This window comes from Enorma timonensis (assembly GCF_000321165.1).
In the GTDB taxonomy this organism is placed as follows: Bacteria; Actinomycetota; Coriobacteriia; order Coriobacteriales; family Coriobacteriaceae; genus Enorma.
Genome location: NZ_CAPF01000014.1, coordinates 52582 through 76977, shown reverse-complemented (window position 1 = coordinate 76977; position 24396 = coordinate 52582). Strand labels below are relative to the sequence as shown.

Sequence of the window (24396 nt, the reverse complement as noted above, 5' to 3'; positions counted from 1 at the left end):
GATGCCGCCCGCGTCACGCGAGCGGCATCGGCCAAAAATAACATATGCTAGGCGGCAGCCGCGGTCGAGGTGTCCGCCTCGGTCTCGGACGAGGTGCCTGAGCCGTCCGTCGCGGCCTCATCGGTCGACGCCGCGGTGTCCGCGCTCGATGCGTCCGTATCCGAACCCTCCGCGGCGTCGTCGGCGTCGGAGGCGTTGGAGCTCACCGCGCCGTCGCGATGCAGGTCGATGGAGGACACGGTCCAGCCGATGTGGTTCGCCCCGCGCGCGAAGGTCACGTCATACTGCGTCGTCGCGCCCATGGAGAGCTTGACTGACACGAGCGCCGTGGACTCCGTCATGGACTGGTCCATGTTCGTGATCGTGGGCTCGGCGCCCTCGGGGATGGAGGAGACGATCTGCGTCCGCGCGGCATCCGAGAGGTTCGGCGCGAGGTACGCCTCGGCATCGGAGCCCTCGGTCACAGCGTTGAAGAGGCCCGAGATCGCGTCCTGCTGCGAGGGGATGCCGAATCCGCGGGTATAGGCGAAGGCGCCGCCGCCGAGCGCGAGCAAAAGCAGGATGAGGACGACGATGAAGATCTTGAGCCCCAGATGACGGTGCTTGCGACGGATCTTCATCTGCTGGCGATCCTGCTGGATCATCTCGGATTCCGTGAGGGTGAAGAAGCCGGTATCCGAGGGGTCGGGCATGAAGGCGCCGGATTTTCCGAGCGGGTCGAGCGGGTCGACGGGCGCGCCGAAATCGCTCGAGGCGGGAGCGGCTGCGCCCGCCTGCGCCATCGCGCCCGCGGAGGGGGCGGCGTCAAGCGCGGCCTGCGCCTGCGCGCGCGCAGCGGCCTCGGAGGGCGTGAGCTCGTAGAGGCCGTCCGCCGTGGCGGTGCGGAAGGCCTCGAGCGCCTCGGTGGGCCGGTTCGCCGCGGCGAGCGCCTCGCCGAGGCCGGCGTTGATGCTGTGGACATCGTCGCGCGGCGTGGCGAAATCGAGCGCGGTGCGATACGACTCGATGGCGTCCTGGGCGCGGCCGAGCTTGACGAAGCAGCCACCGAGCAGCGCGAGCGCCGAGGCCGGCGCGGGGTTCGCCCCGTCGATGGCGGCCTGGCGGAAGGCGGTGCCCGCCTCGGCGATATGGCCGAGCTCGAGCTGCGCCCTGCCGAGGCCGAGGTATGCCTTGTACGGCGTGGCATAGCTGCCGTCATCGAGCGCCTGGGTGAAGCAGCGCACGGCGCCCTCGGCGTCGCCCACGGCAGCGAGCGCCTTGCCCTCGTTCGTGAGGAGCGCGCCGCGCTTGCCGTACGCGGCATCCTCGAGGGCGCGCGCATAGGCCTGCGCGGCGTCGCGGGGATACCCGAGTTTCATGAGGGCGTTGCCGCGCAGGTGGTCGACCTCGCCCGAGACCTCGGATGCATCCTTGCAGGCTTCAAACAGCTGGGCGGCGGAGGCGAAATCGCCTGCGCGATAGGCGTTGCGCGCGCGCTCGAACAGATCTACGTTCACGGATGCTCCTTCATCTACGCGGCTTCATGGACGATCTCGACGTGGCGGATCTCATCGCCCGCACGCAGCCGGCCGATGACATCGAGGCCCTCGATCGTCGTCCCGAAGACAGTGTACCCAGCATCGAGGTTGTGCTGGGGTCCCAAGCAGAAATAGAACTGCGAGCCCGCCGAGTCCGGGTGCTGCGAGCGCGCCATGGCGAGCGCGCCGTCCACATGGCTGTTCCGCGGGTTCGTGGCGAACTCCGCCTTGATGCGCCACCCCGGGCCGCCGGTGCCGGGCATCCCGTCGGGGCCGGGCTTGCCGGCGGCGACGTCCTCCGGCGTCATGTCGCGCGTGTTGGGGTCGCCGCCCTGGATGACGAAGCCGGGGACGTAGCGGTGGAACTTCAACCCGTCGTAGAAGCCCATTGTGGCGAGCTCGCAGAAATTGCCCACATGGATGGGGGCGCCATCGCCGTCGAGGCGGACGCGGATCGTGCCCTGCGAGGTCTCGATGACCGCGACCTCGTCGCCGTGCACGTCGTATTCGGGTGTATGGAGCTCAGGTTGCGAGAAGCCGAACATACGCTACCTCCTTGAGCGTCTTTGCATGGATATCCCTTAGATTCTAGCAAGAACGACCAGATTCCACGAATTCGGCACGAGGGGCTTGAGGGGGCTGAGGCGCGGGAGAGGCGTTCTTCCTCCCCGCACCGACTCGCTTCGCTCGCGACGGTGCGGGGAGGAAGAACGCCTCTCCCGCGCAACGGCGCCCACTCGAAGCTGAGATGGTATAGGCTACCGTCGTGATTAAATAATCGCTTGTGTGGTCTAGTCTCACTATAGCTGGGCTGGCCGAGAGGCCCTGGCCCACCCAAAGGCGGGGATATTCCCCGCCTTTTTTGTATCGGGGGGGGATCGTAGTGCTGGAACTGATAATTTGGTGTCAGACACCAAATTATCACGGTCGCGCTATTGCGTGCGTTCGGCGTAGAGTTTGAACAGGTGCGCGACGATTCGTTCCTCGTCGCCGTTGAAATCCACCCCGTAGGCTGCCTCAACAGCGGCGTCGAGTGCATGATGCGCGCGCATAAGCTCGGGGTAGAGAAACTCGTTATCGGGGTCGTACATGTCAGCGAGTGTTGAACCCTCGTAGAGCTTGCGCGCGTCAAGTACTGCTTGAGCGAAGCGCTCGACCTCAGCATGCTGGGCGTCCGTGGGTTCCGGCCAGACGAAGTTGTTGTAGACGATGGTGTTCGTATATCGGTAATCGCTCTTCAGGCGACCTGCAACCGAGCGCATCCAACCATTGTGAAACTGGCTCATCATGACACCGAACTCGTAAAGCCCGGCGTTGGACACATGGAACAGCATGTCACCTGGAATCATGCCATTCGTGACGAACCCCATGGGTACGCAGCGACGGCGGCCGGATGACACTTTAGGAACTGCTATGTAGCTCTCCCCTTTCGGCGGACGAACCTCATCGAAGAGCCACGGCGTCTCGGCTTTCTTGCGCGTTGCAGCTTTGGTAGATTGCAGGCGATATTCGCGAACCGCCTTCACACGCTCCATGACGAGCGGCATCGCCTTGACATCAGCCGGCGACGCATCGACGAGCCACAGACAGTAGCGCGGAATGCCGTTGATAAACTCTGCACCCATGGAGAAGGGGCGGATCCAATGCTCTGCCTGCGGCTCGAGCGCGACAAGTTCATCGCGCTCACTCTGGCTCAGCAGAAGTAGCCCGTTGTCGGTTGGCTGACAACCCCTCACCATGGGAGGTACGTCACACAATGGTTTTGCCCGACGCACGATGAACGCATCAGCCGCGGGTGCGAGGTAAGCATTGATGTTCCGTACTTTGACAGAATTCCCGCCCGCATCGAACAGGAGCTTCGGCGCGACCTGCTCCCGAGAGAAGCCGACGATGATGACATGCACATGTGCCTCGTCCGATGCCTGCGAGTTCCACACAAAGGTGCGATGCGCGAAATCGATATGGACGCCGCCGTCGAAGAGCGGTTTCCAGAGCGGCTCGACCTGCTGTCCTTGACAGATAGAATTCGTAGAGACGAATGCGGCGCGGATATGCGTACCGCACATGAATTCCACCGCCTTCTTGTACCAGCACGTTACGTAATCGAGCGTCCCTCCGGCCTTGCCGAAGATATCCGCGCGATCCGCCTTCTGTTCCGCTGAAAGGTTCGAATACCCGACGAACGGTGGGTTGCCCATCACGTAGTCGCACTTCTCCGCTGGCACCACGTCGTTCCAGTCCATACGAAGCGCGTTGCCCTAGCGAACGGTGTCGTATTCCTTGAGCGGCAGCTCGTCGTAGATGCGCTGAACCACCTTCGCCGTGTTAATGTCGGCCTGTTTCTCAGCAATCCATAAGGCAGTTCTCGCCACGCAGCAGGCGAAGTCGTTAATCTCGATTCCGTGAAAATTAGCGAGCGTCACCTTAACGGGGCTCTCAGCGACCTCCTCGAACGCAAGCGATGTCTGTCCATCCTTCTGAAGCGCCATGAGCACGCGATCCTCCAGGCGCCTCAGGCACAGATACGATTCAGTAAGGAAGTTGCCGCTACCGCACGCCGGATCTAGGAACGTAAGGCTTCCCAGCCTTTCATGGAATGCATTAAGCGCGCGAGTGCGGGCGCTCGGGTTCCGCTTCTCCAAGATGCCATCGAGCTCCGCCTCGAGGTCATCGAGGAAGAGTGGATCGATGACCTTATGGATGTTCTCGGGGCTCGTATAGTGCATGCCGCCAGCGCGCCGTGCATCATGACTGAGCGCGCCCTCGAAAATGGAGCCGAAAACCGTGGGATCCACACCGGACCAGTCGAACTCCTGGCAGCCCGAGACAAGTATCTCGTACCGCACGCTCTCGGTGAGCTGCGGAACGGGAACCTCCTCGCGGAATAGACCGCCGTCCATGTAGGGGAAACGAGCTAGCAACTCATCCGGGTATTCGTCGCCACGCGCCGTATCCGGCGTATCGAGCCAACGGAAGAGATCGAGGAGCGCGCGCCGTAGGTGAACGGCATCGTTGGCAGCGATGAAGCGCTGGAAGAGACCCGGTTCAATGAGGCCGGCATCCTCACAGAACATGAGGAACATGATGCGCGTGCAGAGTACGCTGAGTGCGTGGTGGCTCGCCTCGCTATTGGGATCGTGGTAGAGAGGAGCGATTTGCTCATGAATCTGTCCCATAATGCGCCCGGCCTCTACTGAGACCGCACGTGCTACGCTCGACGGAGCCTCTCCCGCCCCATTCAGGAATTGGAGGGCAGCAAGGTTTTTCGGTAGATCGGAAAGGTTAATTTCAAGAAGGGGGGGGGCGACACACAGCGCGTCACGCTCGCGGTCGTACACGCGGATGGTCTGGAAGTTGCAGGTTATCACATAGCGAGGCTGCTGACTGAGTGGCAGCCCCACAGCATAGCCGCGCCCTTGCTCGGCTGGTGCAACCATGCGCCCCTGACGTTCCTCAGGTCGGTCAAGATCGATGTTCACACTTTTCTGTTCCACGAGAGCGGAGGCGCTGGGGATAAGGACGTCGATGTATCCTGCGTGCTTGGAACCGGAATCCGTGACCACAGGTACCTCAAACCTCAGGCGCTCGAGAGCGTCGTCCAAGCCGAGCACGTTCTGGAAAAGATCGATCCAGAAGAGCTGCGTTTCCTGGTTTTCATCACCACGACCCGCCCATCTCTTGGCGAACGCCTCAGCATCGCGCTTCGTTCCCGGCATACCTTCTCCTTAAGGCCATTTAGATAGATTCATGCGGCGCGCAGTCACCAGCGGAGGGGTTACGGTTCTTGGGGCTCCCATTCGCCGACGTGGGCGTAGTAGTTGTCGAGGGCGGAGCTGCCGGCCTCACGCATGGGGGCGAGGATCTCGTCCTGGTAATTCGAGGGGTACTCGCCCTCGGGAACGGCGAGCGAGACGTCCCAGGAGGCGCAGATGGCGTCGACGCGCTCGTACATCCACTCCGCGAGCTGGCGCACGTTCTCGCGGTCGTCGGCATACGCCGAGCCGTCGATGAGCTGCAGCGCGTCGAGCTCGTCCATGATGTCCTGGAGCTCGTCGCGCAGGGCATAGGCGCCCGCAGAGGCCTCCTTGCGGTTATCCAGGCTGGGATCGAGGTAGGAGGCGTTGAACGCGGTGATGGCGTCGGCGAAGCGTTCGCCGTCGTTGATGGCGACCACCGCCTCGTAGGCCTGGTGGAGCTCCTCGTACGCCGCCTCATCGGAGAGCGTCGCGTCCTCGATGGCCTCGGTCGCGGGCTCCTCATCGGGCTCGTCGGCGGCGTCGGCACCCTCCTTCGTCCCCTGCGTCCCCACGCGCGAGGGGAACATCTCGCGCGCGGACTCCTGGATGGAAGCCATGATGCCGGGCATGACGCCGAAGGGGTCGAGGGAGACGAATCCCACGGCACCGGCGATGAGCACGGCCGCGATGATCGCGATCACGACCCCGGCGCGCGGGCGGCGGAGACGGCGCTCCCCCGAGCGCTCCGCGGAGGACGCGGAGATGTCGCGCGCGTCGAGGACATGGGTCGCGCTCGGGTCGAGCGCATCGTCGAGCACGCTCCGCGCATTCGAGAGCGCCGGGACATGCGGCACCTCGGGCTCCTTGGACGACGCCGTGAGCCTCGGGAAGCTCGCCGTCTTGCCGGCGGCGAGGTCGGAGGCCGAGAACGTGGTGGAGAGGATGCTCGGGGCGGGCCGTCCGCACTTGGGGCAGGTGCGATCCTGCGGGGAGAGGCGCGCACCGCATCCGTCGCAGAACAGGAACCCCGACGGGCGCGGCTCCGCATCCTCGATACGGGCGTGGCAGAGGGGGCAGACGGAGCTGCCATCCTCGATGGTCGCATGGCACTGGGGGCAGATCATGCGCGCTTCATCCCTCCTCTTCCCTCGTACAGGCGGTTCCGGAAAGCGTGCGCGAGCCCGGGGTCCGCGCTCCTAGCGGGAGCTCGCAAGGGACTCGAGCACATAGGGAAGGATACCACCGCTTCTGAGGTAGGCGCCCTCCGTGGGCGTGTCCACGCGCACGCGAGCCTCGAAACGGGTCCGGGAGCCATCCGGCGCCGTAGCCGTGACCTGCGCGAGCATGGGCCGCGTACCGACCTGTGCGATATCGATGGAAGCGATATCGAAGGTCTCGAGACCGGTGAGGCCGAGCGCGGCGGCACCCTCGCCCGGCAGGAACTCGAGCGGGACGATGCCCATGCCGATGAGGTTGGAGCGATGGATGCGCTCGAAGCTCTCGGCGATGACCGCGCGCACGCCTAGGAGCGCCGGCGCCTTCGCAGCCCAATCGCGGGACGAGCCCGAACCGTACAGCTTGCCCGCGATGACGATGAGCGGGAGGCCCGCCGCGCGGGCGGACTCCGCCGCGTCGAAGATCGAGACCTGCTCGCCCGTCACCGGGTCGCGCGTCCAACCGCCCGGGCGGTCGGCAAGCGCGTTGCGCAGGCGTATGTTCGCGAACGCCCCGCGCATCATGATCTCGTGGTTGCCCCTGCGGGCGCCGTAGGTGTTGAAATCACTGTCCGCGACGCGATGCGCGCGCAGATAGCGCGCGGCGGGCGAATCGGGCGCGATCGTGCCCGCGGGGGAGATGTGGTCGGTCGTGATGAAGTCGCCCAGGAGCGCGAGGCAGCGCGCACCGGCGCAGCCCCATGCCCCGCCATCGTGGACGGCTTCGCCCTCGAAGTAATCCGGGCGGCGCACGTAGGTGGACGCGGGATCCCAGCTGAACGTCTCGCCGCGCGCAGGGTCGAGCGCGCGCCAGGCCTCCTTGCCCTCGAAGAGGCGCGCCGCCGGGGCGTAGCCCACGGATTCCATGAGGTGCGCGCGCATGCGCTCGACCTCCCCCGCCTCAGGCATGAGGTCGGACAGGTACACCGGGCCGACCGCGCCCTCGCAAAGCGGCTCATGCGCAAGGTCGATGTCGACGGTCCCGGCAAGCGAGAGCGCCACGACGAGCGCGGGCGAGCACAGGTAGTTCTGGGAGACGTCCGGCGAGATGCGGCCCTCGAAGTTGCGGTTGCCCGAGAGCACGCTCACGAGCTCGCACGAGCCTGCGATCGCATGCATCGGCTCGAAGACCGGGCCGGAGTTGCCGATGCAGCTCATGCAGCCATAGCCGCACACCGCGAACCCGAGTTGCTCGAGCGGCTCGATATAGGCTGGGGCGAGGAAGCTGTAGGTGTTCGAGGAGCCGGGAGCGAAGACCTTCTTGACCCACGGCCGCGGCCGGCACCCCAGGCGCACGGCGCGCTCGGCGACGATGCCCGCAGCGACCATCATGTCCAGGTCGGTCGCCGTGGTGCAGCTCGTGATGGCCGCGATGGCGATGGCGCCGTCGCCCACCGAGACCTTATCGCCGTCGATCGAGATGTCGAAGCGCGCCTCGCCTGAGCGCCCGTGGGCGGCGAGGCCCGCGCGGAAGCGGCCGCGCAGCTCGCTCAGGGCAAGGCGGTCGTGCGGGCGCGCGGGGCCGGCGAGCGAGGGATCGACGGAGGCCAGGTCGAACGCGAGCACCTCGGCGTAGACGGTGCCCGCGCCCCGCCCGAGCATGCCCTGGGCGTCCAGATAGGCGCGCGCGAGCGCGCGCTCGTGCGGGGTGCGCGCGAAGGCGTCGAGCTGCGCGAGCGTCGCCTCGTCCGCGGGGAAGAACGTGGCCGTGCAACCGTATTCGGGTGACATGTTCGCGATGGTGGCTCGCTGCGTGGGGGTGAGCGCGGCCACGCCCGGCCCCATGCACTCGACGATGGAGCCCACGACGCCCCGCGCGCGCAGGAACTCCGCGAAGGAGAGGGCCACGTCCATGGCGCAGACCCCGGGGCGCAGCGTGCCGGTGAGCTCGAGGCCGATGACCGCGGGCACCATCATGGTGATGGGTTGTCCGAGCGCGGCCGCCTCGGCCTCGATGCCGCCCACACCCCAGCCGAGCACGCCCATGCCGTTGGCGGTGGTGGTGTGCGAGTCGGTGCCCGCGAGGGTATCGAAGTAGGCCTCGCGCACCCCGTCCGCACCCGTGCCCTCCATCGCGACGTCGCAGAGGTACTCGATGTTGAGCTGGTGGCAGATGCCGTGCCCCGGCGGCACGATGGAGACGTTCTGGAAGCTCGAGGCGCTCCATTTGAGGAACGTGAAGCGCTCGCGGTTGTGCTCGGCCTCGATGCGCTCGTTGTCGCGGTCGGCTCCGCGGTACGAGACCTTATAGGCCGTCACCGAGTGATCGACCACGAGCGTGCAGGGGATCTTCGGGTTCACGAGCGCCGGATCGATCCCGCGCCGCGCGGCGGCGTCGCGCATGGCGGCGAAGTCGACGAAGACGGGCACGCCGGTGAAATCCTGGAAGAGGATGCGCCCGGGCATGAACTCGATCTCCTCGCCCGCGCGCCCCGCCAGACCCGCCGAGACGATGCGCTCGGCGAACAGGCGCGCCTCCTCGGGTGTGCTCGCGCACCGAAGGACGTTCTCGAGCAGGATCTTCAGGCTCGCGGGGAGCGCGGCGCTCCCGGGCACGGCGGACACATCGAAATACCGGTACGACACGCCGTCGACGACGAGGTTCCGCTCGGCGAGGCGCGGCTCGGACGAGATGCTCATGCTGCTCCCATCAGGAGGTGTGGCTACGGTCGTCTCCCATCCTAGCGCGTTTGCGCGCGGGCATCGCGACGCGGATGCCCGATGCCGATTTCGTTACAGAGCCCGCCTTCGCACGGCGACGCCCTCCCCCGCTTCCCGTGCGCGCCGCATCGGGCTGCCCGGTAGGGCGCGCGTCCTCAGACGTGTGCGCCTCGGCGTCCCGGATCTCGGTTGCCTCCGCATGCGCATCCGCGCGCGATGCGCCCGGGCGCTCATGGCGCTTGGTGAGGGAGGCATAGGCGCGCGTGACCATGCGGCGCGCCGAGGAGCCCGTGGAGGTGACGCGCGTGCCGCCGCGCTTGCGGCGGGTGACGCGCACGCCGCGGCCGAAGCCGGTCGCGAGCCGCCTGCCCCCGTCCGGCCGCTCATCCATCGCGCGCGCGAGGCGGAAGAAGAGCGCGGAGGCCGCAAGCGACGCGAGCGCCACGTAGAGCATCATGCCCCAGCTCAAGTGCGCGATGGAGAAGAGCTCGGTGAAGCCGAGGATGCCGATGGCGAGCCCCGCCACGATGGAGGCGAACAGCAGCCGGCGCAGCAGCGTGAAGGGCTGGGAGATGCGGAAGATGAGGCAGCACCCCACGACGCTCGTCGTGATGAGGCACATCGTGGAAAGCGTCGCGGAATCGAGCGCGAACAGGCCCGCGCCCGCCATGCAGAGGCACGCGGCGAGGATGACGGAGACCGACGCGGGCAGCGCGCGCTTCACGACGTTCACGAGGAAGCTGCCCTCCACGCGCGCCCGGTTCGTCTCGAGTCCGAGGACGAAGCCGGGGTAGCCGATGCAGAAGAAGTTGATGAGCGTCATCTGGATGGGCTGGAAGGGATACGGCGGGAACGCGATGCACAGCGCCGCGAGCCCCATGGAGAAGAGCGTCTTGGTGAGGAAGAGCGCCGCCGAGCGCTGCAGGTTGTTGATGGCGCGGCGGCCCTCGGCCACCACGGCGGGCATGCTCGCGAAATCGTTGTCCACGAGCACGAGCTCGGCCACGTTGCGCGCCGCGTCGGAACCCGCGGCCATGGCCACGGAGCAGTCGGCCTCCTTGAGGGCGAGCACGTCGTTCACGCCGTCGCCCGTCATGGCCACCGTGTGCCCGCGCCGCTGGAGCGCCTGCACGAGCTCGCGCTTCTGCTGCGGGGTCACGCGGCCGAACACATGGTAGCGGTCGACCGCGGCATCGACCTTCGCGGGGGTGTCGAGGGTCGTTGCGTCCACGTACGCGTCCGCGCCGGGCACGCCCACGACCTGTGCGATCGAGGACACCGTGCGCGGGTCGTCCCCCGAGATGACGTTCAGGGTGACACCCTGCTCGCAGAAGTAGCCGATCGTCTCGGCGGCGGAGGCGCGGATCTCGTCGCGGATGGTCACGAAGCCGATCGGCTCCGCCTCCCCCACCATATCGCCCTCGTCGGTGAAGCCGTCCACATGCGCGACCACGAGCACGCGGCAGGTGCTCGCGAGCGCCGCCACCCGCTCCTCGACGGCGGCGAAGGCCTCGCGCCCGAGCACGAACTGGGCGGCGCCCATCACGAAGGCGCCCTCCGGGAACGCCGCGCCGCTCCACTTCTTCGCGGACGAGAACGGCACAACGCGCGTGGGCTCGCTCACGGGAACCTGCAGCTGCGCGTAATGGTCGAGGAGCGCCTTGCACGTCTCGTTCGCATCCGCCGAGGTGGCGCGGGCGATGTTCGCGAGGGCGAAGTCCACGAGCGCGACGTCGCGGGGGACGCGCACGGCCGCCGCCGTCCCCTCGACGGGCAGCGGGTAGGTCCCCTCGACCTCCATGCGGCCCGAGGTGATGGTGCCCGTCTTGTCGAGGCAGAGCACGTCGACGCGGGCGAGCGTCTCGATGCAGTAGAGCTGCTGAGCGAGGACGTTTTTGCGCGCGAGGCGGATGGTGGAGATGGCGAGCACGGACGACGTGAGCAGGACGAGCCCCTGCGGCACCATGCCGAGCAGCGCGCCCACGGTGGAGAGGATTGCGGCGGAGACCGCGTGCCACGCGTCCGCACCGGAGAACATCCAGGCGAAAAGCCCCATGGAGGAGTCGGGCGAGGCGGCGGCCCATGCCGCATACGGCTCATGCACGCTCGAGATGAACAGCGCGATGCCGAGCGGCAGCATGATGATGCTCGCGAACTTCACGATGAGGTTCAGCGTGTTCAGGATTTCGGAGTTGACCCGCTTGACGTACTTCGCCTCGTTGTTGATCTTGGCGACGTAGTTCTCGGCGCCCACGTGCACCACGCGGGCATACACGAGACCGGAATCGAGGAAGCTGCCGCTCATGAGCGAGGAGCCCGGCTCCTTCTTGATGAGGTTGCTCTCGCCGGTGAGCAGGCTCTCGTTCACCTGCGCCTCGCCGGTGAGCACCGTGGCGTCGGCCGGGATCTGGTCGCCGCGGCCGAGCTTCACGACGTCATCGATGACGATCTCGTCGAGGTCGAGCTCGACCTCCTGGCCGTCGCGGATGACCTTCGCCTTCTTCGTGGCGAGCAGCGTGAGCTTGTCGACCATGCGCTTCGAGCGCAGCGCCTGCACGATGCCGATGCCGGTGTTGAGCGCGACGATCGCGAGGAACGTGAGGTTCTTGAACGAGCCCGCGATGATGACGAGCACGGCGAGCACGAGGTTGATGAGGTTGAAGAGCGTGAAGAGGTTCTCGAAGACGAGTTCGCGCACGGACTTCGTCTTGAGCTCCATGTTGACGTTGACGCGTCCCGCCTCGATGCGTTCACGCACCTCTTCGGCGGTGAGCCCGCGCACCTCCGCGTCGTTGACCACGACTGACCCCTCCCGTACGGCCTGCACATACGCGCCCAGTGTACCCGTTTTGCGCGCGGGCATACCGGCCGCGGCGGCGCGCGCCCACGCGGCGCTCGAAATTGTCATCTCGCATCCGCGCGGATTGAGTATAATGGTCTCGCACAACGTCCCATTAGCTCAGTGGATTAGAGCGTCTGCCTCCGGAGCAGAAGGCCACAGGTTCGAATCCTGCATGGGACACCAGGAAATCCAGCGCGAACCCGTACGGGCATGTCCCCGCGGGTTCGCGCTTTTTTGCCGCGCGCGAGCCCCGAAACCGGGGCGACCGGCCCCGAGCGGTGCCCGGAGCCGGTCGCGGTATGCGTTGGCGCGCTATGCGGGCGCTTACGCCTCGAAGTCCCCCTCGAGCAGCTTGGAGTAGACCGCCGCGGAGAGGTAGCGGTACTCGTCCTGCTGATGCGCCTTGTTGGTGAGCGTGTTCGCGAAGAGCGTCACGTTGTAGCCGTCGGCCTGGTAGTCGAAGGCCTGGATGGTGCCCTTGTAGGCCTCGATGGCCTCGGCGCTCATGAAGCCCTCGACGGGGTCGTCGCCCGTCGTCTTGATGAGGACGGTCGCGCCCTCAGGCACGCCGGTGATGAACGTGCCGCCGTAGCCGTACATGAGGTCGTCGCCCTCGCCCACGTAGGTCGCGGTGACGATGCTCTCCTCGGGGAACTCGACCGTCGTGAGGGCGTCGTAGGACATGTCGGCATCGTCGTTGTAGGTCACGTCGATGCCGAGCGCCGCGGCGGACTCGAGCGCGTTGGCGGTGTAGCCCACGTACGGCTTGCCCTCGGCGACGAGCTTGCCCTCGTCCTCGGTGAGCGCCTGGTTGCCCACGATGATGTCGGCCTCCTCCGGCGAGTCGACGAGCGTGAAGCCCATCTGCTCGGTGAGGGCGAAGATGTCCATGTTGTAGGACGTGTTGAGGCGGTTCTGGTAATCCCTGACGCCGTACTCCTCGCCGGCCTCGTTGGTCATGAACTCGTCGGCGGCGCCGGGCACGTAGACCTTGATGCCGGTCTTGATGACCTGCGCGGTGGGCGCCTCGGCCACCTTGTGGGCGTCGAGCACGAAGTCGTCCTTCACCGCGTCGAAGTCGGAGGACGCGACGACGTAGTCGCCCGTGTTTTCGCCCTCGGTCACGAGGCCGACCTGCACGCCGTCGTCGAGCAGGGCGTTCACGGCGCGGATGCTCTCGACGCCGCTGTTCTCGATCACGACGAGGTCGCCGTCGCCGTCGACCTCGGTCGCGAGCTCGATGGGCTCGGTGATCTCGGCGAGCGCGGCGTCATCGAAGGCGCCCGGCGTGGTGATGGTGTCGCAGTCGAAGCCGCGCTGGTCGGGGAAGTTCGTGACGGGCTCGGAATAGAGCGACGTCCAGTCGTCGATGACCATGTTCTCGTACAGGGCGGCGTTGGCCATGTTGCGCTTGGCCTGGTGCATGTCGACGACGACCGCGCCTTCGGCATACGTCGTGCCGTTGACCTCGAAGTCCTCGGTGAGCTGCTCGAGCTTGACGTCGTTGCGGAGCAGGTACTCGACCATCTCGGCGGCCGCGGCGCGATCCTGCTGGGCGTCGGAGTCGACGGGGATCACGTAGTACTCGGGGAAGAAGTTGCCGTTCTCCTCGTAGCGCGGGCGGAAGACATCGGCCTCGGCGCCGACCTCGTCGGACTGGCTCACGTAGTAGGGACGGATCTCGTCGGCGTCGATGTTCTCGATGCCGCGCTCATAGCGCTCGAGCTGGTTCAGGAACATCTCGTCCTTGTTCTCGGACACGAACGCGGCGTTGCCCACGAAGCCGTACTTCACCGCGGTCACGGCATCCTGGGAGCCGTAGGGCAGCTCGACGGTGTAGGCGTTCACGCCGTGCAGCATCGCGTACTGCGGGGTATAGCTCGAGGACATGTCGTCGAACGGCACCCACTCGAGGCTGCCGTCGTCGGTGACCTTGAGGTAGTCGCGCATGGGGATCTGGACGCTGTTGATGGTATCGTTGTTCGAGATGGCGGCCGCGGCGAACGCCTCGCCCTGCTGCATGCCCGTGTCGATGAACAGGTCGTACTCGTTGTTCGGGTCATGCGTGGGCGAGCAGGGCTCCACCTGGAACTGCGTGTAGTAGCCGTGGATCTCGTGCAGCGAGATGGGGTCCCACTTCGCGATGAGCTCCGTCATGGCCTGGGTCTCGGGCTGGGTCTGGTAGGTGTTGTCGCGGTTGAGGTCGAGGCCGTTGCCGCCCGTGCGGACGTTGTAGGTGCGGCCGTCGACGTTCTCGCTCGGCACGAGGATGAAGAACACGTCGTCGAGCAGGGCGTCGGGGTCGAGCGTGCGATCCTCGACGTTGTAGTAGCGCGCGAACTCCTCATCGGTGAGGTCGACCGACGCGTCCGGGTTGGCCTCGGGGTCGTCGGTGGGGTTCATCTGGCCCTCGCCCTGGATGTAGCCCACGCCCGTCACGTCGTCGGCGATGAGCTCGGACCACGCGGTGCCGTCGGAGGCCATCTCCTGCTCGAGCGTGGCCTGGCCCTCCTCGGTGAGGCCCGCGACGGTGCGGTACGCGATGGGCTCGTTCTTCACGAGGGCGCGCAGGAACTCCATGACGCCGTCGGAGCCGATGATCTCATCCGCATGGATGTTGCTGTAGACGATGGGGACCTTGTACTCGAGCGTACCGGCCTCGACCTCTTCCTGCACGGTGGCGGGCTCGGTCTCCATGCGCTCGGTGAGCTCGAGGTACTCGTCGAGGTCGGACTCCTCCTTGGTCACGAACACGGCGTTGATGGGACGCCCCTCGGCGGATTGGCCGATCTCGACGACCTCGGCGTACAGGCCGTTCTCCTTGGCCTCGTCGACGAGCTCGGGCAGCTCGGCGTCGATCTCGGCCTGGGTGCGGTACTGGTCGTAGGGACGCACGTCCACCTCGGCGGTGCCGGCGGTCTTGCCGTCGACGTCGCAGGTGAGCTCATAGGTGCCCGTGTAGTCGAGGATCGTGTCGCGCAGCTGCGAGCGGTCGCGGTTGTCGATGCCGTCGTAGCCGAACATCGTGTTGGAGTCGAACGTCAGCTTGAGCGCGGCGCCGCCGTCGACCTCCTCGGCCGTGGTCTCGATGTTGGTGAAGAGCTCCGTCTGCGGCTGCTGGGAGGTCTCGACGGTCTCCCACTCCTCGATGGGACCGCCCAGGTACTGGTACGGCCAGGCCTCGGTATCCTCCTGCATGCCCTCCTCGCGGCTGAGCGACCAGGTCACCTTGCCGTCATCGATGAGCTGCTGGAGCTCCTCGACGCTCTGCCCGCTCACGGGCAGCGTCGCCTCGAAGCTGCGCGCCTCGGTCATGGAGATGGCATCGGCGCCATCGCCGCTCACGTTCTTGAACGCGATGGCCTCGGTACCTCCGCCCGAGCATGCGCCCAAAACGAGGGCGAGCGCCACACCGAGCGCGGATACGGCGACACCCTTCAACTTCCCCCTCATAGGGACTCCTTTCGAAACGTTGAGCAACTAACACGTATCGCATGCATCAGTCGATAGGCCGCCCTCCTAACCCGTGCACTCGTTCCCCTATGAGATGAGGCGTGAGAGACGAAGCGCAAGGAGGCCAAATGCGAAAGGAATACCCCCGACGAGGAGGAACGCCGATAATCCCCCAGGCGATCCCGCTTGTGCGCGCAGCATGCACCCCGGCATCTCACAGCCCCGACTATATGCAAGCGCCCGCGAGCGCGCGTCCGCGATTCGACGAGTGGCGCGGCGCGCAGGGTGAGCGGAAGCGGGCGCGGGGCGCAGGCGAGGGTGCCCGGCAGCGCGTGGAACCCCGCCCGAGCCGCGTCGCGAGGGGCGTGTGGCGGCTTCGTTCCGGCATGGTAAACGGCCGCGTGCACCCGGTCATGTGTCCGCCCCATGGTATACAATGAGCCGACGCAGCAAGCCATGAGAAGAAAGCACCGGTGCCGCATGATCGCGATTTTGAAGAAGGACGCCAACCAGGCCGCCGTCGACCACCTCATGTCCTGGATCGAGAAGAAGGGCCTGCAGGCGCATGTGAGCCAGGGCGAGAACGAGCTCATCGTGGGGCTCGTGGGAGACACCACCCGCATCGACCCGTTCCTGCTCGAGTCCATGGACATCGTCGAGCGCGTGCAGCGCGTCTCGGAACCCTTCAAGAAGGCGAACCGCAAGTTCCATCCCATGGACACCGTCGTGGACTGCGGGCACGGGGTGAAGATCGGCGGGGAGCACTTCCAGGTCATCGCCGGGCCTTGCTCCGTCGAGGGCGAGAACCTCATCCGCATCGCGCGGCGCGTGAAGGCGGCCGGCGCCACCATGCTGCGCGGCGGGGCGTACAAGCCGCGCACGAGCCCCTACGCCTACCAGGGCATGGGCGCCTCCGGCCTCGATCTGCTCATGGAGGCGGGCGCGGAGCTCGACATGCCCGTGGTGACCGAGATCATGGACCCGCGCGACGTGCAGCTCTTCCTGGATAAGGGCGTCGACGTCATGCAGATCGGCGCGCGTAACGCCCAGAACTTCCCGCTCCTGAAGGAGGTCGGCAAGACCTCCACGCCCGTGCTGCTCAAGCGCGGCATGGCCGAGAGCATCGACGAGCTCCTCATGGCGGCGGAGTACATCATGAGCGAGGGCAACCCCAACGTGATCCTGTGCGAGCGCGGCATCCGCACCTTCGAGACGCGCACCCGCAACACCTTCGACCTCAACGCCGTGCCCGTGCTGCGCTACCTCTCGCACCTGCCCGTCGTCGCCGACCCGAGCCACGCCACCGGCTACACGCGCTACGTGGAGCCCATGGCGCTCGCCGCCACCGCCGCCGGCGCCCACGGACTCGAGATCGAGGTGCACGATGCGCCCGACCAGGCGTGGTCCGACGGCGCCCAGGCGCTCACGCCCGATATGTTCGACGACTGCATGCGCCGCATCGCGCTCATCCGCGCCGCGATCGAGCCCGAAGGCGGCGAGCGCGCATGACGGCCGTGCAGGATGCGTCCATGGGCGGCGAGCGCGCCGCGCAGCCGACCATCGGCATCGTGGGACTCGGGCTCATCGGCGGGAGCTTCGCCCGCGCCTACGCGGCAGCGGGCGCGCGCGTCATCGCCTGCGACACCGATGAGGACACGATGGATGCGGCGATGATCGAGACGGTCGAGGCCGTCCTCGACGACGAGGAGATCCCCGCCTGCGACCTCATCATCCTTGCGGCCTACCCAGATGCCTGCATCGAGTGGCTCGAGGAGCACGCGGAGGCGCTCGGCGCGGCAAGCGATACCGAGCGCGGCACGGGCCCGGTCGTCATCGACACGGCGGGCGTGAAGGCGGCCGTCTGCGCGCGCGCCTTCGATCTCGCCCGCGAGCACGGCTTCGCCTTCGTGGGGGCGCACCCCATGGCGGGCACGGAGCACTCGGGCTTCGCCCATGCGCGCGCGAACCTCTTCGAGGGCGCGCCCATGGTGCTCGTGCCGCCCGCACTCGACGACACGGGGCGGCTGCTCCTGCTCGACCGCGTGCACACCCTACTCGCGCCCGTGGGCTTCGGCACGTTCAGCGTGACGACGCCCGAGGAGCACGATGAGGTCATCGCCTACACGAGCCAGCTCGCGCACGTCGTCTCGAACGCCTACGTGAAGAGCCCCACCGCCCGCGAGCACCACGGCTTCTCGGCGGGCAGCTACCGCGACCTCACGCGCGTCGCGCACCTGAACCCCGCCATGTGGGCGGAGCTCATGTGCGACGACGCCGAGAACCTGAGCCGCGAGATCGGCCGGATCATCGACGCGCTCGGCGCCTACCGCGACGCGCTCGACGCCGGCGACCGCGAGCGGCTGCGCGCGCTCCTCGCCGAGGGCGACCGCATCAAGCGCGCGCTCGACGACGAAAGGGACAGCTGATACCCATGGCAGAGATCACCATCGACATCACCGTGCAGAACCCCTACCGGGTGCATATCGGCACGCGCCTGCTCGAGGGGGCCGGCGCGGCCGTGCGCGACGCCGTGCCGCGCGCCCGGAAGGCCGCCATCGTGACCGATTCGAACGTGGGGCCGCTCTATGCGCACATCGTGCGCGAGAGCCTCGCCGAGGCCGGCCTCGAGGTGGCCGTCCACATCTTCCCCGCGGGCGAGGAGCACAAGACGCTCGCCACCTACGGGGCGATCCTCGAGTTCCTCGCGGCCGAGGAGCTCGACCGCTCGGACGTCGTCATCGCGCTCGGCGGCGGCGTGACGGGCGACATGGCGGGCTTCGCCGCGGCGACCTACATGCGCGGCATCGCGTACGTGCAGATGCCGACGACGCTTCTGGCCATGGTGGATTCCTCCGTGGGCGGGAAGTGCGCCGTCGACCTCTCGTGCGGCAAGAACCTCGCCGGCGCGTTCTGGCAGCCCGCCGCCGTCATCGCCGATGTGGGGTGCCTGGGCACGCTCGCGCCCGAGCAGCTCGCGGACGGCTGCGGCGAGGTGGTGAAGCATGCCGTCATCGCCGATGCGTCCCTCTTCGAGCTGCTCGAAAAGACACCGCTCACCTTCGACCTGCTCACGCGCGACCTCTCGCTCGTCGCCGCCATCATCGCCCGCAACGTCGAGATCAAGCGCGACGTCGTCGTGATCGACGAGCGCGAGAACGGCGCCCGCAAGCTCCTGAACTTCGGGCACAGCATCGGCCACGCCATCGAGGCGTGCTCGGGCTACACGCTCGGCCACGGCACCTGCGTCGCGGCCGGCATGGTCGCCATGGCGCGCGGCGCCCGCGCGGCGGGCTGGGTTGCGCCCGACTTCGAGGAGGACACCGCCGAGCGCATCGACGCGCTCTGCCGGGCGCACGGCCTCTCCACCGTGTGCCCCTACACCGCCGACGAGCTCGTCGAGGCCGCGATGCACGACAAGAAGCGTCGCGGCACCACCATCGACCTCGTGATTCCGCACCGTATCGGCGCCGCCTCCATCGAGTGCTGCGACCTCGAGCAGCTGCGCGCGATCATCGAGCTCGGCGTCGAGGCGCCCGCGGAAGGGGGCGCGCGATGATCGCCCGCATCACCCCGGGCACGCTCTCGGGCACCGTCCCCGCCATCGCGTCGAAATCCGTCGCGCACCGCGTCATCATCGCCGCGGCACTCGCCAACGGCACGACGCACGTCATCTGCAACACCACCTGCGCCGACATCGACGCCACGATCCGCTGCCTCGAGACGCTCGGGGCGCGCATCGAGCGCGTGGAGGACGGCTTCCGCGTCCACCCCATCCCCAAGAGCCAGGAGCACGGGATCCTCCGTGCCCTCGCGGGCGGCACGCTCGATTGCGGCGAGTCCGGCTCGACCCTGCGCTTCATGCTGCCCGTGGCCTGCGCCCTCGGCGCGGACGCCACCTTCACGGGGGCGCGCCGCCTGGGCGAGCGCCCGCTCGAGCCGCTCGACCGCGAGCTCATCGCCGCGGGCTGCGAGCTCGAGGGGCTCGGCGCGCTGCCGCTCACCGCGCGCGGTCGCCTGCGCCCGGGCCGCTTCGAGCTCCCCGGCGATGTGAGCTCGCAGTTCATTTCAGGTCTCCTGCTCGCCTGCCCGCTTCTGGGCCAGCCGAGCGAGATCAGGGTCACCGGCCGCATCGAGAGCAAGCCCTACGTCACCCTCACGCTCCAGGCGCTCGCCTCCTTCGGCGTGGCCGTAGAGGTGGAGCACGCCTTCGTCTCGGACACCGAGGTCACCTGCTACCGCCTCGACGGGTCGGCGTATCGCACGCCCGGCGAGGTCAGCGTCGAGGGCGACTGGTCGAACGCGGCGTTTTGGCTCTGCGCGGGCGCGATGGGCACCGAGCCCATCACCGTGACCGGGCTCTCGCTCTCCTCCGCCCAGGGCGACCGCACCGTCATGGCCGCCCTCTCGCGCTTCGGCGCGCGCATGCGGCGCGGCACGGGCTCGGCCACCGCGCAGCCCGACCACCTGAGCGCCTTCACCCTGAGCGCGCAGGACGTCCCCGACCTCGTGCCCATCCTCGCCGCGGTGGCGTCCGTCGCGCAGGGACGCACGATCATCCAGGACTGCCGCAGGCTCCGCCTCAAGGAATCCGACCGCCTCGCCACCACCGCGGGCGAGCTCACATCCCTCGGCGCGCGGGTGCGCGTGGCCGGCGACGACCTCCTCATCCAGGGCGTCGAGGCGCTTTCAGGCGGCGCGGTCGAGGCGCACAACGATCACCGCATCGCCATGATGGCGGCCATCGCCGCCACCCGCTGCACCGGCCCGGTCGAGATCTACGGCGCCGAGGCCGTGGACAAATCCTACCCGCTCTTCTTCGAACACTACCGTGCGCTCGGCGGCCACGTCGAGCTCATCGACGCGTAAGGGGACGCCATGGCATCGGTATTCGGCACCGTCATCCACCTCTCGATCTTCGGCCAATCCCATTCGCCGGCCATCGGTTGCTCGCTCGACGGGATCCCCGCGGGCATACCCGTCGACGCCGCGGAGCTCCAGCGCTTCCTGGACCGCCGCGCGCCCGGCCGCGACGACACCGCCACGCGGCGCCGCGAGGCGGACGCTCCTGAGTGGCTCTCGGGCATCGTGGACGGCCACACCACGGGAGCGCCCATCGCGGCCATCATCCGCAACACCGATACGCGGAGCCAGGACTACGACGGCCTGCGCCGCATCCCGCGCCCCGGGCACGCGGACTTCACCGCGCGCGTGAAGTACGGCAACTGGCACGACGTCGCAGGCGGCGGGCACTTCTCCGGCCGCCTCACCGCGCCCTTGTGCATAGCGGGCGGCATCGCGCTCCAGGCACTCGCCACGATGGGCATCGACATCGCCGCGCATATCCAGAGCCTGGGACCGGAGGGCATCGCGGACGAGCCGCTCGACGAGCTCGCGCGCGACGAGGCCCAGCTCGCCGCCCTGCGCGCCCATGATTTCCCCTGCATCTCGACGGATGCGGCGGCTCGCATGCGCGCGGCCATCCTCGCCGCCCGCGACGACCTCGACAGCATCGGCGGCATCATCGAGTGCGTCGCCTACGGCGTGCCCGCCGGCGTGGGCGACCCCATGTTCGACGGCCTCGAGAACCGCATCGCGCGCATCGCCTTCGGCATCCCCGCCGTGAAGGGCGTGGACTTCGGATCGGGCTTCGCCGCCGCCTACCTCACCGGCAGCGAGCATAACGACCCCTTCCGCATGGTCGACGGCCAGCCGCGTCCCGAGACGAACAACGCCGGCGGCATCCTCGGCGGCATCTCCACGGGCATGCCCATCGTGTGGCAGATGGCCGTGAAGCCCACCGCCTCCATCGGGAGAGCGCAGCGAAGCGTCGACCTCGACGCCGGCGTGGATACCGAGCTCACCGTGCGCGGGCGCCACGACCCCTGCATCGTGCCGCGCGCGGTGCCCGTCGCGGAGGCCGCCTGCGCGCTCGCCCTCCTCGACGCCCTGCTCGAGGACGGCCGCTTCCCCACCCCGGCTCCCCGACGCTGAACCCACGGTGATAAAAACCAGACAGGCTGGTTTTTATCATTTCACCACCGACGAACATGATAAAAAGCAGACAGGCTGGAAATTATCATTTCTACCGACCGACGAAGGAAGGCTCATGGAACTCTCGGACATCCGCATGCGCATAGACGAGATCGACGCACAGCTGCTCGACCTGTTCTGTGCGCGCATGGGGCTCGCCGCCGACGTCGCGCGCGCCAAGGCGGGCACGGGCAAGGCGGTCTTCGACCCCGCACGCGAGCGCGAGAAGCTCGCGAGCATCGCCGAGCGGGCGCCGGAGCACTTAAGGCCCCAGGCCATCGCGCTCTTCTCCCTCCTCATGTCCATGAACAAGGCCGAGCAGCAGCGCATCCTCGCGCCCGCGCGCCCCGAGCGCGTGAGCGAGCTCATGCGCCGCGCGCTCAAGCCCCACGACGAGCCCTTCCCCGCCATGGCGACCGTCGCCTGCCAGGGCGTCGAGGGCGCCTACAGCCAGATCGCCGCCACGCGCCTCTTCCGCGTGCCGAGCATCACGTTCTTCGACACGTTCGAGGACGTGTTCCGCGCCGTGTGCGAGGGGCGCTGCGCCTTCGGCGTGGTCCCCATCGAGAACTCGACCGCGGGCTCGGTGAACGCGGTCTACGACCTGCTCGCCGCGCATTCGTGCTACATCGTGCGCAGCCTGCGGCAGAAGATCGACCACAGCCTGCTCGCCAAGCCCGGGACGAAGCTCGGGGATATCCACGAGGTGTGCTCGCACGAGCAGGCGCTCGCCCAGTGCGCCGGCTACCTCGCGCGCCTGGGCGTGCGGGCAACCCCGTGCAAGAACACCGCGCGCGCGGCGGAGCTCGTCGCGGGCTCGGAGCGGCGCGACCTCGCCGCGCTCTCGTCGCGCGCTTGCGCCGACCTCTACGGCCTCGACATCATCGAGCCCGATGTGCAGGATTCCGACAACAACTACACGCGCTTCGTCGTCATCTCCGCCGAGCCAGCCATCTGGCCGGGCGCGCAGCGCACCTCGCTCATGCTCACGCTCTCCCACGAGCCCGGCTCGCTCTTCCGCGTGCTCGAGCGCTTCTACGCCCTCGACATCAACCTCGTGAAGCTCGAGAGCCGCCCCATCCCCGGCCGCGACTTCGAATTCATGTTCTACTTCGACGTGGATTGCCCTGTCGGCGCGGAGGCACTCGGAACGCTCCTCGACGGCCTCGGCGACGTCTGCGAGCGCTTCACGTATTTCGGCAGCTACACGGAGGTGCTCTGATGGATTCTGCGCAGAAGCCGGTGCCCTACGGGGTCCTCGGGCGAACGCTCGGCCACAGCTACACCCCGCGCATCTACCGCATGCTCGCGGATATGGACTACATCCGCTTCGAGCGCGAACCCGAGGAGGTCGAGGCGTTCCTGCGCGGGGACGCGTGGGCGGGCGTTAACGTGACGATACCCTACAAGCGCGCAGTCGTACCCTTCCTCGACGAGCTCACGGAGCGCGCGCAGCGCCTCGGTAACGTCAACACCATCGTGCGGCTCCCGGATGGGCGGCTGCGCGGCGGCAACACGGACTATTTCGGCTTCAAAATGCTCGTGGAATCGACCGGGGTCGAGCTCGAGGGGACACGGGCGCTCGTGCTCGGCGGCAACGGCGGCGCGGGCTCGACCTGCATGACCGTCCTGCGTGACCTGGGCGCGGAGGCAGTTGCGGTGAGCCGCAGCGGGGAGGTCACCTATGACGACCTCGATAGGTACGCGGATGCCGCGCTCATCGTGAACGCCACGCCCGTGGGCATGTACCCGGCCTGCCCGGCGGCGCCCGTCGACCTCGAGCGCTTCGGGCATCTCGCCGCCGTCGTCGACATCGTGTACAACCCCGCGCGCACCGCCATCATGATGCAGGCGGAGCAGCTCGGAATCCCCTGCGCGGGCGGCCTCCTCATGCTCGTCGCGCAGGCGGCGGAGGCGGTGCGCGCCTACACCGGCGAGCTGATCGGCCCCGAACGGATCCGCACGGTCACGGACGCCCTCGACCGCGAGGAGGAGAACATCGCGCTCATCGGCATGCCGGGGTCGGGCAAGACGCGCGTAGGCCAGGCCATCGCGCGCTGCCTGGGGCGCGAGCACATCGACCTCGACGACGCCTTCCGGGAGCGCACGGGCAGCACGTGCGCCGACTTCATCATCGGGCAGGGCGAGGACGCCTTCCGCGCCGAGGAGACCCGCGTGCTCGAGGACGTCGCGAAGCGAAGCGGCCTCGTCATCTCCTGCGGCGGCGGCGTCGTGACCCGCGACGAGAACTACCCGCTCCTGCACCAGAACAGCCGCATCGTCATGCTCGACCGCCCGCTCGACGAGCTCTCGAAGAAGGGGCGGCCCATCACGGCGCGCGACGGGGTGGAGCGGCTCGCGGCCGAGCGCATGGACCGCTACCGCGCCTGGGCGGATAAGATCGTCGCCTCGCGCGAGAGCGCCGACGCCACCGCATCCGTCATCGTCGCCGGCTGGAACGCATAAGCCCGCACCCGGCACCCATCACGCGAAAGGAAGCCTCCATGAACGCCTTGGTCATCAACGGCCCCAACCTGAACCTGCTCGGCATCCGCGAGCCGGGCATCTACGGGCACGAGAGCTACGCCGAGCTCGAGCGCATCTGCCGGGCGGCGGGCGCGGAGACGGGCTTCGATGCGGTGGAGGTCTTCCAATCCAACCACGAGGGCGCCATCGTGGACGCGATCCAGGAGGCGCTCGGGCGCTTCGACGGCATCGTGATCAACCCGGCCGCCTACACCCACACGAGCGTGGCGATCCTCGATGCGCTCAAGGCCGTGAGCCTGCCCGCGGTGGAGGTGCACATCTCCGACGTCGATGCGCGCGAGGACTTCCGCCAGGTCTCGTATGCGGGCATGGCGTGCTTCGCGCGCGTCACGGGCGAGGGTCTCGCGGGCTACCGCCACGCGCTCGAGCTCCTCGCCGCCCACCTCATGTAAATT

14 protein-coding genes, 1 tRNA gene and 1 pseudogene are annotated in these 24396 nt (G+C 67.8%); 9 read left to right on the top strand and 7 right to left on the bottom strand.

Annotated elements, in window-relative coordinates:
* Nucleotides 1-47: 47 nt before the first annotated feature.
* The 6 genes and pseudogenes from BN423_RS01495 to BN423_RS01470 form a co-directional block, all read right to left on the bottom strand.
* Complete coding sequence (locus BN423_RS01495; RefSeq protein ID WP_019238514.1) at nucleotides 48-1496, bottom strand: tetratricopeptide repeat protein; 1449 nt, start codon at nucleotides 1494-1496, stop codon at nucleotides 48-50.
* Between the two features lie 14 nt (nucleotides 1497-1510).
* Complete coding sequence (locus BN423_RS01490; protein WP_019238513.1) at nucleotides 1511-2062, bottom strand: peptidylprolyl isomerase; 552 nt, start codon at nucleotides 2060-2062, stop codon at nucleotides 1511-1513.
* 387 nt (nucleotides 2063-2449) lie between these two features.
* Nucleotides 2450-5233, bottom strand: a pseudogene (locus BN423_RS11870) (DNA methyltransferase).
* Between the two features lie 59 nt (nucleotides 5234-5292).
* Nucleotides 5293-6378, bottom strand: coding sequence for a zinc ribbon domain-containing protein (locus BN423_RS01480; protein ID WP_019238510.1), 1086 nt, complete (start codon nucleotides 6376-6378; stop codon nucleotides 5293-5295).
* A gap of 72 nt (nucleotides 6379-6450) precedes the next feature.
* The gene (gene acnA / locus BN423_RS01475) at nucleotides 6451-9108 is read right to left on the bottom strand and encodes an aconitate hydratase AcnA (protein WP_019238509.1); all 2658 of its coding nucleotides are present in this window, start codon (nucleotides 9106-9108) and stop codon (nucleotides 6451-6453) included.
* A gap of 10 nt (nucleotides 9109-9118) precedes the next feature.
* Complete coding sequence (locus BN423_RS01470) at nucleotides 9119-11929, bottom strand: HAD-IC family P-type ATPase (protein WP_019238508.1); 2811 nt, start codon at nucleotides 11927-11929, stop codon at nucleotides 9119-9121.
* A gap of 148 nt (nucleotides 11930-12077) precedes the next feature.
* Between BN423_RS01470 and BN423_RS01465 the strand changes: the two genes are divergently transcribed.
* Nucleotides 12078-12154 (top strand) — tRNA-Arg (locus BN423_RS01465).
* Between the two features lie 141 nt (nucleotides 12155-12295).
* On the opposite strand, the gene BN423_RS01460 is transcribed toward BN423_RS01465, so the two are convergent.
* On the bottom strand, nucleotides 12296-15424 hold the full coding sequence (locus BN423_RS01460) for a M14 family metallopeptidase (RefSeq protein ID WP_019238507.1): 3129 nt from the start codon (nucleotides 15422-15424) through the stop codon (nucleotides 12296-12298).
* A gap of 480 nt (nucleotides 15425-15904) precedes the next feature.
* Between BN423_RS01460 and aroF the strand changes: the two genes are divergently transcribed.
* The 8 genes from aroF (at nucleotide 15905) to aroQ (ending at nucleotide 24393) form a co-directional block, all read left to right on the top strand.
* Nucleotides 15905-16933, top strand: a complete 1029-nt coding sequence (gene aroF, locus BN423_RS01455) for a 3-deoxy-7-phosphoheptulonate synthase (RefSeq protein WP_019238506.1) — start codon at nucleotides 15905-15907, stop codon at nucleotides 16931-16933.
* A complete protein-coding gene (locus BN423_RS01450) occupies nucleotides 16930-17850 on the top strand; it encodes a prephenate dehydrogenase (RefSeq protein ID WP_019238505.1) in 921 nt (306 codons plus the stop codon). Before aroF ends, BN423_RS01450 begins: the two co-directional genes overlap by 4 nt.
* A 5-nt stretch (nucleotides 17851-17855) precedes the next feature.
* Nucleotides 17856-18980 carry a 3-dehydroquinate synthase gene (aroB, locus tag BN423_RS01445; protein WP_019238504.1) on the top strand — a complete coding sequence of 375 codons (1125 nt, stop codon included), beginning with the start codon at nucleotides 17856-17858 and terminating at the stop codon, nucleotides 18978-18980.
* Nucleotides 18977-20290 (top strand): 3-phosphoshikimate 1-carboxyvinyltransferase, encoded by a 1314-nt coding sequence (gene aroA / locus BN423_RS01440; protein WP_019238503.1) that lies wholly within the window; start codon nucleotides 18977-18979, stop codon nucleotides 20288-20290. The genes aroB and aroA overlap by 4 nt, the downstream gene beginning before the upstream one ends.
* 9 nt (nucleotides 20291-20299) lie before the next feature.
* Nucleotides 20300-21415: a chorismate synthase gene (gene aroC / locus BN423_RS01435; RefSeq protein WP_019238502.1), complete on the top strand. Its 1116-nt coding sequence runs from the start codon at nucleotides 20300-20302 to the stop codon at nucleotides 21413-21415.
* 115 nt (nucleotides 21416-21530) lie between these two features.
* Nucleotides 21531-22676, top strand: a complete 1146-nt coding sequence (locus BN423_RS01430; protein ID WP_019238501.1) for a bifunctional chorismate mutase/prephenate dehydratase — start codon at nucleotides 21531-21533, stop codon at nucleotides 22674-22676.
* A complete protein-coding gene (locus BN423_RS01425) occupies nucleotides 22676-23920 on the top strand; it encodes a shikimate kinase (RefSeq protein ID WP_019238500.1) in 1245 nt (414 codons plus the stop codon). Before BN423_RS01430 ends, BN423_RS01425 begins: the two co-directional genes overlap by 1 nt.
* Nucleotides 23921-23958: 38 nt before the next feature.
* On the top strand, nucleotides 23959-24393 hold the full coding sequence (aroQ, locus tag BN423_RS01420) for a type II 3-dehydroquinate dehydratase (protein WP_019238499.1): 435 nt from the start codon (nucleotides 23959-23961) through the stop codon (nucleotides 24391-24393).
* The last annotated feature ends 3 nt before the right edge of the window (nucleotides 24394-24396 follow it).